At 37.3% G+C, this 17178-nt stretch carries 14 protein-coding genes and 1 riboswitch; of the genes, 1 reads left to right on the forward strand and 13 read right to left on the reverse strand.

All coding sequences use genetic code 11. The features are described from left to right. The first annotated feature begins 145 nt into the window (after positions 1 to 145). Positions 146 to 1666: a T9SS type A sorting domain-containing protein gene (locus tag DRF57_RS21650; protein ID WP_115920803.1), complete on the forward strand. Its 1521-nt coding sequence runs from the start codon at positions 146 to 148 to the stop codon at positions 1664 to 1666. An 82-nt stretch (positions 1667 to 1748) separates the two neighbouring features. On the opposite strand, the gene DRF57_RS21655 is transcribed toward DRF57_RS21650, so the two are convergent. From DRF57_RS21655 to DRF57_RS21715, 13 genes are all read right to left on the reverse strand, one after another. After that, on the reverse strand, positions 1749 to 4070 hold the full coding sequence (locus DRF57_RS21655) for a DUF5074 domain-containing protein (protein WP_115920805.1): 2322 nt from the start codon (positions 4068 to 4070) through the stop codon (positions 1749 to 1751). Positions 4071 to 4105: 35 nt separating this feature from the next. Continuing rightward, complete coding sequence (locus DRF57_RS21660; protein WP_084086551.1) at positions 4106 to 5299, reverse strand: cell surface protein; 1194 nt, start codon at positions 5297 to 5299, stop codon at positions 4106 to 4108. Between the two features lie 14 nt (positions 5300 to 5313). Next, positions 5314 to 6450: a YncE family protein gene (locus tag DRF57_RS21665; RefSeq protein WP_115920807.1), complete on the reverse strand. Its 1137-nt coding sequence runs from the start codon at positions 6448 to 6450 to the stop codon at positions 5314 to 5316. After that, entirely contained in the window at positions 6447 to 8426 is a 1980-nt protein-coding gene (locus tag DRF57_RS21670) for a TonB-dependent receptor plug domain-containing protein (RefSeq protein WP_307724832.1), read from the reverse strand. The genes DRF57_RS21665 and DRF57_RS21670 overlap by 4 nt, the downstream gene beginning before the upstream one ends. 185 nt (positions 8427 to 8611) lie before the next feature. Then, positions 8612 to 8797, reverse strand: a riboswitch (cobalamin riboswitch). 140 nt (positions 8798 to 8937) lie between these two features. Further along, a complete protein-coding gene (locus DRF57_RS21675; RefSeq protein WP_115920833.1) occupies positions 8938 to 9957 on the reverse strand; it encodes a cytochrome-c peroxidase in 1020 nt (339 codons plus the stop codon). A 16-nt stretch (positions 9958 to 9973) separates the two neighbouring features. After that, positions 9974 to 10840, reverse strand: coding sequence for an MbnP family protein (locus tag DRF57_RS21680; RefSeq protein ID WP_047485015.1), 867 nt, complete (start codon positions 10838 to 10840; stop codon positions 9974 to 9976). 46 nt (positions 10841 to 10886) lie between these two features. Next, on the reverse strand, positions 10887 to 12866 hold the full coding sequence (locus DRF57_RS21685) for a TonB-dependent receptor plug domain-containing protein (protein WP_115920811.1): 1980 nt from the start codon (positions 12864 to 12866) through the stop codon (positions 10887 to 10889). A gap of 4 nt (positions 12867 to 12870) precedes the next feature. Next, entirely contained in the window at positions 12871 to 13770 is a 900-nt protein-coding gene (locus DRF57_RS21690) for a hypothetical protein (protein ID WP_228450382.1), read from the reverse strand. A gap of 269 nt (positions 13771 to 14039) precedes the next feature. Beyond that, the gene (locus DRF57_RS21695) at positions 14040 to 14411 is read right to left on the reverse strand and encodes a hypothetical protein (RefSeq protein WP_052188471.1); all 372 of its coding nucleotides are present in this window, start codon (positions 14409 to 14411) and stop codon (positions 14040 to 14042) included. Positions 14412 to 14414: 3 nt separating this feature from the next. Then, positions 14415 to 15089 (reverse strand): superoxide dismutase, encoded by a 675-nt coding sequence (locus DRF57_RS21700; RefSeq protein WP_047485007.1) that lies wholly within the window; start codon positions 15087 to 15089, stop codon positions 14415 to 14417. 138 nt (positions 15090 to 15227) lie between these two features. Then, entirely contained in the window at positions 15228 to 15905 is a 678-nt protein-coding gene (locus DRF57_RS21705) for an SCO family protein (RefSeq protein WP_115920836.1), read from the reverse strand. Then, complete coding sequence (locus DRF57_RS21710) at positions 15892 to 16167, reverse strand: YHS domain-containing protein (RefSeq protein ID WP_115920815.1); 276 nt, start codon at positions 16165 to 16167, stop codon at positions 15892 to 15894. The genes DRF57_RS21705 and DRF57_RS21710 overlap by 14 nt, the downstream gene beginning before the upstream one ends. 157 nt (positions 16168 to 16324) lie before the next feature. After that, complete coding sequence (locus DRF57_RS21715; protein ID WP_115920817.1) at positions 16325 to 16687, reverse strand: hypothetical protein; 363 nt, start codon at positions 16685 to 16687, stop codon at positions 16325 to 16327. Positions 16688 to 17178: the final 491 nt, after the last annotated feature.

Raw genomic sequence — 17178 nt, forward strand, 5'->3', positions numbered from 1 at the left:
TTTATATCCTTACCCTGCAAACGAAAGACAAAAAAGTATATACCCGCAAAATTATTCTGACACGGTAAATATTTCTTAACAAAAGTATGGCAGTATTAAGAAAATGCTATCATACTTTCTATAATAACATCAAAAACCTAACTCTATGAAAACAAATGTATCGGCAAGTCGCTGCTTTATAAAAGCAGCCCTGCTATTCTCTTTAGTGTTCCTGATGAGCAATCTGTTCCTCGCGCAGGGTAATAACATCCATACCTTTGCAACCAGCCAAACCAACGCAGTCTCCGCCCTTTGTTTAGGCTGCAGTATTCAAAATCCACAAAATGCCGTTGGCAACGACCCGACCAATTATTCTTCTTTAAAGATGGGAATCGGTTTATTGGGAAAAGTAGAGCAAACACTCATATTCCCGACAGCCAGCTTACAAAAATTAGCGATCCATATCGGAACAGGCAATGGCGAACTGACAGCGGCATTGCTAAGTGCAGCCACCATAGAAACCATGAACGGAAATGTTTCCAATGGGGACAGCAGGATCATAGACAGCCAGATCCTTACCATTAACACATGGCCTGATAACAATGGACTCATCCAATTCAGACCAACCAAGCCTTATGACCGGGTAAAAATAAGCCTCAATGCAGGCGTTCTCAGCCTCAATCGTGAATTGCGGATCTATGAAGCCAAACAGTCTGCCTTTGTCATCCCCTGTGCCACCCTTCCGGCCGATCCTTTTTTATATTATGCTTTCAATGGAAATCTTGAAGAATCGATCAATCCAAACTCTTTGAAAACTCTTAGCGGTAACCGCCCTCCTACCTTTCAGGATAGTTTAGTATGCAAAAAGGCTCTAACAACAGATATTGTCGGCAATGAATTACAGGATCAATATCCTCACATTAATTACAATCAATTATTTCCTGAAAAAACCATTTCTTTCTGGGCTAGTACAAGAAATTATCTTCGAGTAACTGTGGGTGAGACAAAAATTATGGTTTATGATACTCTAACGATAACTCAGCCCGGGACAAATGACAAACTAGTAAAAATATTTGCTCCAGATTTTTTCATACCCCTGCATCATTATACAGTCACTGTTATTCCCAAAGCCCCATCTCCCGCTGAAATAGCCCTCTGTGAACAGACACCATCCAATGATTACTGTTCACAAGCAATAGGTTCAACTATATCCTTATATATTGATGGAGATCTCGCTTCCTCTAAGACATTTCTTGGCAGAATACCTAATTTAAACTTCTCTATTGCCTCTGGACTTTTCGGCTCGAAGATCGATGAGCTTCTCGTTTACAATGAAGCACTGCCCGCTACTGTCATCAAGGAACTCGCCTGTTCTTATCATATCCTGCAAAACTGTTCTCCAGGAAGCCCTACTCCATCAGTTTCAGTACTGAAAGCAACTCCTACAGAAGAACTCTTTACAGTATCTCCTAACCCCACTACCGGGCAAATTACCCTTGACGGAAATATTCTCCTGCTGAATGCTGACATTTCCATAAGAAATACATCCGGATTAGAAGTCTTTCAATCGAAATTGACATCAAAAACTTTTAATTTACCACCTACCTTACCAGAAGGAATGTATATCCTTACCCTGCAAACGAAAGACAAAAAAGTCTATTCCCGAAAGATTATTCTTACCCGATAAAACCCAGCAATATTTAATAATATAAAAGCCCCGGCCAATTTTTGGCCGGGGCTAAATGAAACAAAATCAGCTATGCTGGAAATTATTTTTTAATCAGTTTTTGCTGATACATTGCTTTATCAGTCACTGCTTTTAGAATATACATCCCTTTTGGTAACATACTCATATTGATCTGTCCGTTGCTGAATTGTGTATTCACCAATTTACCTGAAGTATCATAAACAGAAATATTTACAATTTTCTCCTGAGTTTTGATCATAAGAAGATCGGTCACCGGGTTCGGATAGATACTGAACTCCAGTTTTTTCACCTCAGCCGTAGCTAACGTAGAGCCAAGACTGTTTACGGTAATTGTTTTTTCTGCTGTTTTACCATTAGAATTAAAACCGATCACAATACTAGCTGTTCCTGAAGCAATAGGAGTAAGTACCAGCTCATCATTATTATTGATAACTGCAGAAACGACTGCCTGATTGTCATTTGATTTTATGGTCTTCACAATTGAAGCTGTATTATTGTCTTCATCAGAAACCACTGTTTTCAAATCAATTGTAGTCACGTTTCCTACTGTAACCTGTGAAGGCAAAGTATTGTTCACCACCGGAACTGTATTATCCGGGAATACCGTTAATGCAGGGAACCAGTAATAGTCATTCAATATTCTCGTATTGGTAAGGTTACCATTAGCATCATAGATATGAACCCAGTTTTTTTGATAATGACCTCCTGTTTCGGTAGTATTTACAATAAGTTCTCCTGTCACTGGATTTACACGTAATCCTACTCCATAAGGAGTCTGCTTATAAGTTCCTGTCTGTCCCGGAATGGTAATAAAATTTTCATTAAAGGTTTTAGCCGTCACATCAAATTTAACAATTCTGTTTCCAGAACCCCAACCTGCAGATATAAACCAGTAGAGTGTATTTTCTGTGTTGCTTGCTGAAAAACTTCCTGCATTCCATGCTCCCCAAGGATCAGGATATGTTGTGGTAGGAATAGCATAAGACTGAACGGCAAAAGTAGTAGGATGGATATTTACTACCGCCTGGCTCTTAATGGCCCAGATACTTCCGTCTTTAGCCTGAGTAACAGAATAGAAGTCTCCGGTAATGGTCGTAACAAGGGTATCGGTTTTAGGATCAATGACTAAAATACCTTCTCCCTGTTTTACTGCAAATACATATTGTGAAGTACGTATCATGTTTCCCATCTGATCACTGTAAGGACCTCCTGTACCTGCCGTACCTGGAATTAAGCCCCCAACCTGAAGGTTGTCAATATTAAATAAATAGACTCCATTCGAAGCCCCGATATATCCTTTATGCTCATTTACTCCTACAAATGATCTTCCATCACCACCTCCGATATCGTTAAAACTGGCTATTTTTTGCATGGTTTGTGCATTAGCAACTACCAGTCTTCCTCCAGGTGTATATTGTACATCTCCAGGGTCTGCCTCCTGCTTTGATACAAAGTAAAACTTATCCCCATAAATTGTTCCAAATTGGGTAGTCGCTCCAAAAGCATGGTTGTTATTGGCTGCACTGTATACACGGTAATTGATCTGCCCGTTATTATCGATGAAGTTTACTGATCCGTTTGTATGACCGAACCATTCTTCGTTAACGATAAAGAAGCCCTCAGTAAAACTTGTCGGATTCAGACGATTAGTAGGATTCATCAGACTCATAAGGCCCGCAGAAGCAACATAAGGAGAAACCGGGGTCATCGTAGAAGAAATGGGAACTGAAGTGAACGAAGGATTGAAATTCCATACATCCCAAGAACCGTTTTGTAGGGTACGGGAAGAAGCTCCTACACCGGAGTATCCAAAATTAGCACTTGCAGGATTTTTTATCCAATAAGACCAGTATCCTTTAGTTGCCCATCCGGACTGCCAGTGGTCATTAGCATCCACTCCTGTATAATTATCAAAATTATATGCAGTGGTATTAACGATTCCGTTTACCGGAGAAATCGGGGATGCTGTATTTCCGTTATAATACAGGGCATTGAGATTTTGTCCGTCAAGATCGAAACCAAAACCTCCTACTGCCGTTCCCTGTGGTGTCCCCTGGTAAAGTAACGTGAAAAGTCTATGATCTTCTTTAGCAATTGCTTTAATCATATCTGCACCTGTAGCCGTTCCGTTCCATCTGAATCCCCAAACCAGGGCATCCGGATTTTTACTATCATTCCATTGTACCACAAAAGCAGCTTCGTTTGTACCTGTTCCTACCCAATACTTAATATCGGAAAAACTGATTGATGGTGCTACAGCTGCTCTTAGCTGACTTGTTTCCGTTCCCTGAATGTCATTTCGGAGAACCCCCTGGACTTTTATCTGTGCATTCGTGAAAAATGCAAATAGAAAAAGCAGAGTAAAAAGATAAAACTTTTTCATTTCTATTAATTTAAAATTTATTGTATTGTCTATTGTTATTTAAAGTATAAATCATAAGCTCCTGAAACTTCTGTAGAAACTTCTCCTACCCATCCGGCTTCCTGATTAATTCCTGTGTATACTTTCACAAAGTCGATACCCGGAAGTTTTACGTATCTGCCGTTCCTGTCTACCGCCCAGGAAATATCAATATTGGAAGCATCATCTTTATTTGGAGCGTTGTCTGCATAACCAAATTCATATGATTTTCCTACCCAATACGACCCCGTTCCGCTTTGATCATAATAATTGTCTTTAAGCTTAGTACCCTTAAAACTGTAAGAAGCCTCGGAAAACCATAAAGGATAATAGCTTTGTAAGTGGAACATATTCTTTGTTTTAAATCCATTGTTTCCCAGATTATCCTGCCACTTGATGTATTCTGTATCAACTTGCCAGCCTAAATTTCCGGGAACAGGAGGCTTATTCTCATTAGGCTTGAAATACGTTATGCTATAATCCTTTACTGTTGTATTTTTAAAATGCTCACTTCCTGCAATTTCGTACCATTCATTATCATCAGGTTTTCCGTTTTTGTTTCTGTCGTAGGCCACGACAATAATTCCTGGTTCACAGGATCCTGAACGGGGGTCAGCTGCGGCATTTCCAAAGAAGGCATTTCCGAGGATTTTAAAATCTCTTCCATTCAGATTGGGAATCGTATGATCAAATCCAAAAACGACATAGCCTCCGAACCCCCCAAGACTTATTTCTTGAAAACTGGAGCCTATCAAAGATTCTCTCGCTTTCTGAAGCATATTTTCAGCTGTATTTCCCGGTTCATATTCGGGAATCTTATTCATAAACTGTCCGGGAGCAGGACGATAATCAAAAACCTTAGCTATATATTTGCTGTAGGTAGCCGTTTCCTTTTCTACCACTATTTTAGAATGATAGGTATGAACATTCCCATTATTCTCTATCTTAAGTGTCAATGGATAGGTAGCGACTACCGGACTGATAAATTCAAGTTCTGAACTTTGAGAAACAATCGAGTCGTTCACACTCCAGGTAAAGTTTCCTGAAATATGGGTCGGAATACTCAGAACTTCAAAACGTTCTATAATATAAGAGTCATCCAATCCGTTAAATACAAAATTTTCCTCATCATCATGCTTACAACCTATCATTCCTATGAGAAGAAATGATAAAAACCCTGTTTTTAAATAGGTAAAAGTTTTGATCTTCATGTTTATCAGTTTAATTATTTATAGAGAAAAGTAAAATGGGCAGGGATATTTCCTCCCTCGGTTTTCCATTTGAAATGGCCATTTTTATCGAAACAGTACACAAAACCCATTGCAACGTAGTTTCGGGCATCAGTAATATAAACATCCTCTGTAATTGGGTTTACAGCAATTCCGTAAGGGGTTTTAATGGCATTTTCATATTCCTTATCAAAAATCCTGTTAGAAATAATCTGTTCTGTTTTTACATCAATAATCCCGAATGTTTTTTGAGAGGTATGGGTATTGTAATTGAATTCATTTCCATAGAAATAAAGTTTATCATTTACAATCGTCATCTCACTTACCGCAATATGGAAATCTTTTTTTATCATCCCCGTTGCAGCATCAATCAGATATAAACTGGAGGGCACCGAGTAATAATCTCCCCGGGAGCTTACATACAGATCTCCATAATTGTCTTTTTTAAGCCGGTGGAGGTTAATAGCGACATCTATTTTTCTTGTTTCTGTAAAACTATTTAAATCGATTACGGAAACTGTTCTGTCGTAATTTGGAGCCATATAGCCTCCGGAATTGGCAACAAAAAGCTGATCTCCTACAATTTCTATTTCCTCAGGCTGGTATCCTACTGTGGCCTGACGCTGTATAGACAGGGAAGCTGTATCGATTTCCACTATTTTCCCTTTAGGTGCATTAGGATTGACATCTACAGGCCCTGCATAACTGCTCGCATAACCTTTTCCGTTTTTAAATGTTATATATCTGCAGTTCTGTAAGGGAATAGATGTTATCCGTTTAGCTGTTTTAGCATCCAGCACTTCAATTTTATTGGAAACATTGACTACGATATACAGCTTACTTCCATAAATTTTAATATCATTTCCTACGTCCCCCAATTCTTTGATCACATTAGGATTCGCCTCGGCATAGATATTCCGATAGTAAGTTCCTTTGGTATAATCGAAAAAGTCAAGGGTACATTTATTGCTTCCCATATTCCCTTCATTCAACACGTAAAAGCCTTTAATGGCAGTATTTTCCGGCGCCGCCAACCCTTCTACCACTTCCTGACGGACGATAATATCATCGGTACGGCAGGCCACAAGAAAAACCAATATGAAGAGGAGAAGACAGAAGTTTATTTTTCTCATAAGGTGAAGTTTAAAGTAATTTTAAAATTTCTTCCCGGCATGGGATAGTTTCTGACCACATCATAATATTGATTGAAAATATTATTCATTTCAAGACTCAGTTTAAACTGATGTCCTGAGTAGTCGAATTTTTTCTGAACGGATAAATCATGGGTATACCAGGGCTGAACAAAATTGTACTGAATATTATCCTGCTGCCCGTCATAGCGTTCCCCAACATAGACCACACTGTAATTGAAATTCCAGTCACGGTAATCCGCCATCAGCGTAAAAGACCCACTGTGCCAAGGGGTATAAGGGATCTGTTTTTTATAAAAGGTATCCCCCGGGCTTATATCATCTCCCGGATTACTGATATCTTTTGCACTCTGATAGGTATAAGAAAGCAACGGTTTAATTTTCACTTTGCCCCACATCATTTCAGCCTGGACATTCACATCTGTACCTATGATGTCAACCAGTCCAAGGTTCATCATCATCCAGCGGAACATATTTCCTGTGGGTGCTGCAACAATTTTATCTTTTACCCGGTTGTAATAACCATCTACCTTGGCATAAAAAGCTTTAAAGACAGGATGATTATATTTCTTCTGATAGGTAAACCCCAAATCATACTGCGTCGTAAACTCCGGTTTCAGAAAAGTACTTCCAATATTCGTATAATAAAGATCATTGAAGGTAGGAAGTCTGAAAATCTTTTTATAGAAAGCTCTAAAGGTAAGCTCCGGAACAGTAGCCGGCTGGTAGCTCATAAAAATAGCAGGAGTCCATTCACTTCTGTCCTCAGGTCTTTTATTTCGTTCCACTTCTTCAAAAGTAAAAGTACCTAACAGACTTCCTAAAACTTTAAACCTGTTCCATTGATAGGTCGTAGCCAAAGCCACCAATGTGGTATACCGGGTAGGATAAGAAAACTGATACAGATCTGCATCCAGATTATTGTATTGGAAATCTCCACTCAAGCTAATGTCCCAATGGGAATTCACTGTATATAAATTGGAAGATGAAATATACAGCTCCCTTTGAATGTAGGTATTATCTGAATATTTAACCAACTGAGACTGTACCGTATCAAGAAAATGGGTATAATCGTAAGCGAATTTTGCTTTAAGCTGAGTTTCGAATTTAGGGAAAAGCTTTTTCCTCAGGTTGGCCTGTACAAAATAATTCTCATCAAACATTCTTGCCCCTCGCCCGTCAAAACGGCTATTGACAACAGGAGCAGGAACACCCCGATTGGAAATATAGCCATATCCGCGGATATTCCAGCTTCCATTATTTAAAGTACCATTCAAAGAGGTTTCAAAACGTTTGGCTTTAATATCAGAGTCTCTTCTTTTAGCTATTGTATCATAGGCAGGCTCTCCGTTAGGGTATTTTTTTGCATACCGGTATCTGTAAATACCATCACTTTGCAGAAATTCAGCACTAAAACTTGCAGAAATTCTTGGTGATAGTTTCTGTTCTAAACGGAAAGAAGGATTGAATAAATCAATTGATGCACTTTTTGCCCTCAAAACAAGATTTATTTTCCGTGTTCCGGTAAAAACAGGTGTTTTAGGCTGCAAATAAATAGAACCTGATGATCCGAAATCCCTGGCGGGCTGAAAGATCTCACTTTTCTGACCGTTGTATAATGATATTTCTTCCAGATCATCCAAAGAATATCTTCCCAGATCCACAAGACCGTTCTGAGCATTTCCCAATTGAATGCCATCATAAAAAACCCCTACATGCTGGCTTCCCATACTTCGGATATTAATGGTCTTGAGCCCTCCTATTCCACCGTAGTCCTTGATCTGAACACCGGAAAAGTACCGTAAGGCATCTGCCACAGAGTGGCTGTTCAGTCTTTCAAGCTCTTCTCCCTGCAATACCTGAGCAGGAACGATTTCTTTAAAGTTCTTTTTGTAAATATTGACCGCCCTAATAGCTTCTTCCTTTAAGGTGTCTTTTTTCTTTGTCTGAGAAAACAAGAATTGTGATGTTAACACAAATATTGTGAAAACAACTTTATGAAGTTGAGATGCAGTCAGTTTTGCCACCATTAGCTCATTCAGGGATAATGATGACGCTAATGGATATTAGAAAGCAATGACAAAGCACAGCATGTACTGCACAGAATCATTGTAGTCCTAAAGCTTTATTCCACGAAAGCGTCAAACGTTTATTTATTCTGGCAGGTCTTCTGACTTACTCCATTTTTGAAATCCTTCCCATTAAAAAAACAGTGGATATAATCTTCAAAAACTTTGGTATGGAGCTTACAGCAGCGGGTCTGTTCCGGATTTTCACCGGATTCCCTTTTAAGAGCTTTTTACGGCTCGCCAAATTTCGGCAAAGATATAAAATTCCGGTCAGATACAATACAACGCAGAATAAAATGATTATCAATACATAAACATGAAAAATCCCGTTATTTTCTAACGGGATTTTTCATGAACTTCAATCATCAATTCTGTTGAATTGTTTTGCTCTTATCTATACTTATTTTTTTGCAAATTCACGATCGCTCAGGGTTTTCATAAATAAGATAAGATTGGTCTTTTCCTGCTCTGAGAGAGGAATTTTGTTTCCATTGTTTTTAAAGACCGGATCAAGATTAGCGGCATCCAAAACACCTTTATCAAAATAATCTAAAACTGTCCTTAAAGTAGGAAACTGTCCAAAACTTCCATAAGGAGCTGTATATTCTACATTTCGTAATGAAGGCACCCGAAAGCTCATATAATCTCCCGGAAGACCTGTCACTCTTCCACGTCCGGCCTCATTGGTATTGGGATTCACAGGAAATCCGATATTTCTAAAGCTCTGATCGGTAAAAAGTTCTGTACTATGACAGCTTGCACATTTTTTCTGAAAGGTCTGATATCCCTGAGCTTCGTTTTCTGTAAAAACCTCTCCTTCATTTCTTTTTACTCTGTCGTATTTACTATTGGCAGAGATCAGTGTATACTCGTATTGTGCAATACTTTTATAAATTCTTTCCGCAGTAACAGTTTCATCTCCAAATACCTTTCTGAATAAATCTCTATACATAAGATCAGTCTTTATTTTGCCAATCACCTCCAAAATAGAAGATCCCATTTCTTCATGAGTGATAATAGGAACCAGCGGTTGATTTTCCAGTTGAAGAATATTCCCGTCCCAATTATAAAAATTCAAGAACATCATGTTCTGAATAGCCGGTACATTCCGTAAGCCTAGCCTATTCTCAATACCCACCGCCTGAGCATTATTATCGGCAAAAGCATTTCCCCGAATGTGACAGCTGGAACAGGATATGGAATTATCTGCACTGAGTCTTTTATCCTGAAATAACTTCTCCCCCAGCTCTACTCCATATTTTGTAGGCACATTAGATTTCACCGAATTATTTAGTTCCGGAAAGCCAAAAGGAATATTGAGTGATATTTGAGGATTATCGTAAGAAACAGGCTCATAATAATCGTTATTACAAGATATTAATAATATAAAAATCGCTAAAATGCTTACTCCTTTTTTCATTACAACAGAGATGAATCTAGTTTTCAACACCAGTCACTGAAAACATTCCTGAAATATCACCGGATCCGTTTCCGCCAAGGTTATCCACAAATTTTACCATTTGATTGGCCGTATGGATATTCGGAGTGGCATTCCCATCCGATCCAGTTCCAGTAACCAGTACAATCGTGTTGATCTTACCTGTCAACAGTTTATCAAAATCTGCTTTAACAGTAATTTTAGGGGCTTTATGATCTACTATTGCATGGGTAGGCAGGTCTAGGGTAACATCTCTATATGCATCTACTCCCTGGGTAAAATTCCCTTCAGATCCTTTGATGGTGCTTCCTGTATGGATAGACATCTGTTTATGATCTGTCCCGTAGAAACCTTCAATCTTTGTAAAACGATAACCGGCTCCCCATTCCCACATCATTTGGGTGTCATTAGAACCAGCAGTTGCATAGAATTTTGGAAACCTCATCTGATCCAGCACATTCAGTTCTCTTTTTACTCCTAATCCGAATTTGATCCTTTTATATTCTCCAGCCGGGATATTACTCAGAATATAACGCAGCGTTTCCGGTTTTGACTGATCTATTACGGTAGCTCCCTGATCCAGGTCATTAATTTTGTAGGGAACTTCATTACCATCTGCCTTTATCAGACGAATATTACTTATTACATATTTTAATTCTGAGAAATGATGAACCTGCCCTTCGGCAGAGATATTGGTGGTAGCTGTTCCAGAGGCAGCATCTCCAAGCACAATGGTTGTATTTTTAAAAGTATTATTAAATTCAAGGGTTACATTATTGGCAACAGGATTATCATCACTATTCTGGCAGGAAATTATACCCAGTGAAAAAGCTGATAATAGTAAATATTGTTTTAAGTTTTGCATTGTAAAAATTTTAGTTGTTGTTGTTTTAATTAAAGTTTTATGATCCTTAAAAACTGAATTGTAAAGAGGTGAAGATATTACGCCCCATTCTTGGAATGTTTCCCCAATCTGCATAGGTGCTGTAATATTTGTTCAACAGGTTTTCGGCTCCCACCTGAAAAACAGTTTTAATTTTTTTGATTTTGAAATTATAATCCACGGAAAAATTCCATATGGCATAGGCTGGAGTCTTGTCTTCTCCATATTCCGGACTATAATTAAGCTGGATAAAATCTCCGTTTACAGAAGTATGAATTCCAACATTATGGTGGGTAAAATGTAAAGAAGTCAAATAACTCAACGGGCGGATAAAAGGTAAGTTTTTCCTTTTATCATCTCTTCCGCGGGCGTAGGTTAAACTTCCCTTCCAATGCAGTTCCGGTAAAATGCTATAGCTTGTATTCAGAGACATATTAAAAAGTGTCGCATGATCCAGAGAAGTGTAAGCCTTCACACCTACTGATTGATAATTCATGGGACTTCCGAGACTTAAAATTTTTCCAATGATATAATTCTGAATATAGAAGTAATTCACTTTGGCTTCAATACTCATTTTTTCATTTTTAAAACCTGCACTGGCATTGGTTTCATAAGAAATTTCATTTTTTAAATCAGGATTTCCGATATAATCATATCGATCAAAACTATTGTAGATATAATATCCATAGCCTTCTGAAACGGAAGGTGCTCTATGTCCATACCCGGTTCCCACAGAAAAACTAAAATGATCCTCTGTGAATTGGTATCCAGCATGTAAACTTGGAAGAATTCTCGTTTTTTGCTGAGATGCTCCCGGGTGAAAAATCCAATTGAATTCTACATATTTGGACTCATTATAGTTCAGTCCTAACGATCCACCAAAATTCACACGGCTTTTATCTGATATCTCCCAACTGTTATTTATTGAAAGCCCTGCAAAACGGGTAGTTACCCAGGGCCAGCTGTATGCAAACATTGTCCTGTTCTTCCGATCCTGTGGATACATCCGCATTTCTGCAATGGATGTATTATTGTACATATTCAATTCTATTGCTGAGGTATACCGTTCTTTTTTAAGATGCATCGATGAAATCAGCCCATATGTGGTACTCCATCCCGGCATATCCATGTGTACAAGATTTTCAGGACGTCTGGTATCATCCATATAATGTTCTATGGTGTTGTAATAGATTTTGGTATCCCAGGATTTAATCAAACCCTCATTAAACAATTGCCTGTAGGAAGCTGATGTAATCATCGCTCTGGAAAGCCATAAATCCATTGGCAATGCAGGAAATCCGACATTTTTCGCCCTATCGAAAATTGCATCTACCCTTACTGAGGATAAAGGACTTGTTTTATAAGCTATTCCAATTGCAGTGTTGAATTTATTATATTGTGAATGATTGACCTCAGCATTATTTCCGTCATAATAATTATCTGCTTTTCTGAAGGAAATACTTCCATCTACCGCAAGTTTATTCCCGGAATAAGAGATATTTCCAAGATTGAAAAATTGTTTATTGTTGAACTCAAAACCTGTCTGATAGGCTCCATTCCACTTTTTTTCAAGACCAAAAGGCGTATTTTTTCTTTTCAGATCAATGCTTCCGGCCACTGTTGCTCCATGTGAACTCCCTTCCTGCCCTGATTTTATATCTATCGCTGAGAGATTATTAGCCTCCAGATAAGAAGTCACCGGATCCATTTTATCAGTGCATGCTCCAAAAACATGCATCCCGTCAATGGTAATAACAGACCGTTCCGTACTCATATTATTGAGTAAAGGTTCCCAGGCATAGGCTCCCCGTTTTATGAAGCTTATTTTTTCTGAAGAAGCGAGAAATTCGTCCACTGAAACGGACATTTTTATATCCGTTTCAATTTTCTTTTTACTGCCCTTTACGTCTACCTGATCTAAAAGAGTAATACTGTCTTTTCGTCCTTTTCTGTTTTGGGCATTCATTAGCATTCCCAAAAACATTAATATAATTCCGAGTTGTTTCATAAAACTAGAATAAGGTATCGATAAAAAGTTCACTTTTAGCTCCCGGAACACCTGGTGTAAAATCAGTGGAAACCTTTGTTCCCTTGATGATTTTTCCATTTTGATCAAGCATAATAAAATTTAATGTCCAGTTCCCTGTCATCGTATAATTAACAACACCATGATACAAACCGTTATTTCCTTGTATTAAATCCTGATTATTGGGAGATGAATGATTTCCCATGGATGGTTCCGGCATTCTGGGATCCAATTGCAGCGTATAGCCTTTTACCTCTGAATATGAAAACTGTGAAGGATCAGGAAAATTTCCTGTAGAAGCGACAGGCTTATTGAATTTATAAATCCCTGCCACCAGTTTATTTTCTGCAACTTTTGGTTTTTGAGGAGCAATAAGAGCAATATAATATTGTTCTCCGTCATTTCCTGTAAACGAGGTCATGTTAAGGTTTTTGTTAGTCTGTTCATTCACGGTAACATCTTTGTTGACCTTATACATTTTTTTGTTCACTGTAAAACTCAAATAAAGCTTCCAGTTCGCTGCGGTATTGCTTATATCAGTAAATACAGAATACCCTGAATAATATTTACCATCCGGTTTGTAATCCAGAGTGTACTGGTAAGGACATGAGGTTTTATTCCCATCAGCTTTTGTCATGATAGGTAAAAAAGTTACATCTGAAACATTGATATTTTCGTTCGTCTGGGTATCAAGAACTTTTAATCTGATTTCATTATACCCTTGATAAAATATTCCGTTTAAAGTCTCGATGCTTATTGTATAACCATCTTTATTGACAGCTGTTGCTTGCTTAAATTCGTAATGTTCCGGAACGACTGTATTGATTTCGCTTTCATAATCCGTTTTGTCGAGAGTGCATGAGACCACTATCAACAGTAAACTCATTATGAAAAGTTGATACATTTTCATTGTTGATTTTTTAGTTGGGTGAATACAATAGAAATACTTTGAATATTGAAACATTCAGTTTTTTACCACAAAAAGCTTTATAACACTTAGGTTTTTAAAGTTATCCACAGAGTGTTGATAAGTACACAGAATACTTTTGAAAATCAAAAATTTTCAAGTTTTGTGAACTTTCTACACCATAGGATTTTATGCCTATTCAAGATTCCTTAAATAAACTTTTGTAGTTAATTTTCTATAGGAGAACACTAAAAAACCGGTGGTTTGAAAATGTGTTTCAGAAACAGAAAAGAATAAGCTGTTTCATAGATGAAATTAGTTTTGGAAACTATAATTTTTCCAGTGATGGCAACCTCTGTGATCTCAGGCAGTGTATAAATATCAAGAATTTTCTGTCCTGAGTTCTTTATTTTATTGAAAGGAGTAGATTCTGGATCAGTATTAGTTTTTGCCAGTTCTTTGCTCAAATAACATTTTCCATTACAATGAAGTTCCGGTTTGCTTTTGTTGACGCACAGAGTATTGACAATATAATTATAATTTACAGCATACTCAGCCAGTGGTATCAGAGGTCTGAATACCATATAGCTAATAAAGAGTATGCTGTAAATTAATTTCATGAATTATTTTTTGCTTAAAGCTTCATCATATCTTTTGCTCACTTCTTTCCAGTTCAGCACATTCCAGATTGCAGAAAGATAATCTGCTCTTTTGTTCTGATATTTCAGATAATAAGCATGTTCCCAAACATCAATTCCCAGAATAGGAGTTCCTTTTTCTTCTACAATATCCATCAATGGATTATCCTGATTAGGAGTAGAGGAAACGAAAAGTTTTCCGTTTTTATCCACAGAAAGCCAAGCCCATCCTGACCCGAAACGATCTGCTCCTGCTTTACTCATTTTCTCTTTGAAAGCATCCATACTTCCGAAAGTTTCAGTAATAGCTTTCGCCAATTTTGCAGAAGGTTGAGTATTCTTCTCTGGAGTAAGGATCGTCCAGAAAAGCTCGTGGTTATAATGTCCACCAGCATTATTTCTTACTGCAGGACTTAATTTTGAAGTCTCAGAAAGAATCTTAATTAAGGTTTCTTTTTCCTGTGGAGTTCCTGCAATCGCTTTATTCAGGTTGCTGGCATACGCTGCACCATGCTTTGAATAATGGATCTCCATTGTTTGCGCATCTATTGATCCTTCCAATGCATTATATGCATATGGTAGAGGAGTTTGCTTAAATTGAGCCAGTGTAAACTGAGCCGCCAATACTGCTCCTAAAGCAGCTATTTTCATAATCTTCATAACGTTTTGTTGTATGGTTAAACAATATTTTTATTAATAAGGAAGCTTAGGACTGGAAGTAATTTAGTTGATCTCAGTTAGCAGACAAATACATACTAAATATCTACACAGAGGCACTTCAAATCTCCATCCCCCAGCCTATTTCAATAATTTCCTGATATCTTCAATCAGAATTTCGCGGTCAGGGTGATATTTCCCTGTTAGTTTTGGGTTTTTACCTTCGGGATCTTCATAATTCAATCCTGAATAATAGAGGATTGGCATATTCTCTTTATTGTATCGGCAGCGGATGTTTCCTTCCTGATCTACCAATGCAATCATTCCACTGTGGTTAAGACTTTCTCCTTCATCTTCCTGATCTCCTACATAAATATTAAACTTATCCGCAAGGTCCCCGATATATTTTCTATCTCCCGTCAGGAAATGCCAGTTGGGGGATTGAGCTCCAATTCTTTTAGCATGCTCTTTTAGGGCTTCCGGAGTATCATTTTCAGGATCAATACTTATGGAAATAATTCCAAAATCAGGATTATTAATCTGATTCTGAATGGCCTTCATATTGGTATTCATCACAGGACATATGGTGGGGCATTTACTGAAGAAAAACTCTACCAGATATACTTTTCCCAGCATATCTTTGTTCGTTATTTTTTTAGTGTTCTGATCCGTCAGATTAAAATCAGGAACTTTCATAACAGTATAAAGATTCTTTTTAAAATATCCCATCCCTACTCCAATACCCAGAAAAAGCAAAGCAAAGGCCACAATGGGGATAATAATCTTCGTCTTGTTGTTAGCGTTCTTATTTTTTGGCATATTTTTCAGGGCTTTTTTTGAATTCATCTTTACAGTAAGCACTGCAAAAACCATAGGTATTGTTTTTATATACGGCAGTGTCCTTCAGGAACTCTGCGGTTTTCATATGACAGATCGGGTCTTCTTCGTTCACCACCTGTATATTCTTTAAGTTCTCTTTAGAAGAACTCATATTGCTTTTATGTTTCACCTGAGGTGTTTCTTTAGCACATGACAGTAATGATATTGACAACAAAGCTGTCAAAATAATCGGAGATTTCATTTTGATATAAATTGAAATTAATGATACTATTAAATGTAAATGGAATAGACTATTAGCTTTTGGGAAAGCATAACATTAGGGAAAGCAATCAGGACTCAGTATACTAAGTTCAAGAATACTCCCAACCAATAAACTAAAAACATAGTTTAAAGTAAACCTATGCCAAGGGAGGATGGAATATTCTGGAAAAATATCCTGACGGATGAAAGTTAAAGTCTTTTGCATCCGGAGTTTTCACAGACATCTCAAGTTCATTTTCGTATGAAAAAGAAAGGATTTCATGGGAAAGGAAAACATCCAGACCTGCAATTTTTATCGTTTGACGGCTATTGGATTGTTTTTCTGTTTTTGCCAGTTCCTTTTCCACATAGCATTTTCCTTTACAGGTAGACTGAGGTATATCTCTGTTTTCACAAAGATTTTTTACGATATAGTCATAGTTAACAACATAATTTACCAGTGGCAAAACGGGACGTAATGCAACGGTAAAAATGATGAATATGGAAATGAATACCTTCAACTATTCTGTTCTGTGTTACAAATATACTATTTCAAAATTGTTTTAAACCTTATTTATGATCAATGTCATTTTTATCTCTTGTATGGTTTATAATTAATTGTAGATGGATAAATTACTGCTTACCGGCTCACTGTTACCTATAAAAATAATAAAACTGTATCTGTTACTATAATGATATTATTCCGACCTTTGAAACCATTCTTAAGAATCTATATCATGCTCAAAATAAGTTTACATTCATAAGATGGAGGAGCATCAGTTCTGTATAGAAAAGGAAATATCTGACTTTTTTCTTATCAAATAAAAAATTAGTTCTTTATAAAATTTAATCTTGTTAAAAGGCTCTATTGATGTATTTTGGTAGGGCTTTTTTGTTGGTTGTGAAGGAAGAATGATGTTAATCGTATTTTCCAATACCTTTTTTTTAGCTATTATCTTTTCATATCTATATGAAAAGCTCTGCTGAAAATCAGCAGAGCCGTCATTAAAAT

Origin of the sequence: Chryseobacterium rhizosphaerae, from assembly GCF_003385455.1 — a bacterium.
In the GTDB taxonomy this organism is placed as follows: domain Bacteria; phylum Bacteroidota; class Bacteroidia; order Flavobacteriales; family Weeksellaceae; genus Chryseobacterium; species Chryseobacterium rhizosphaerae.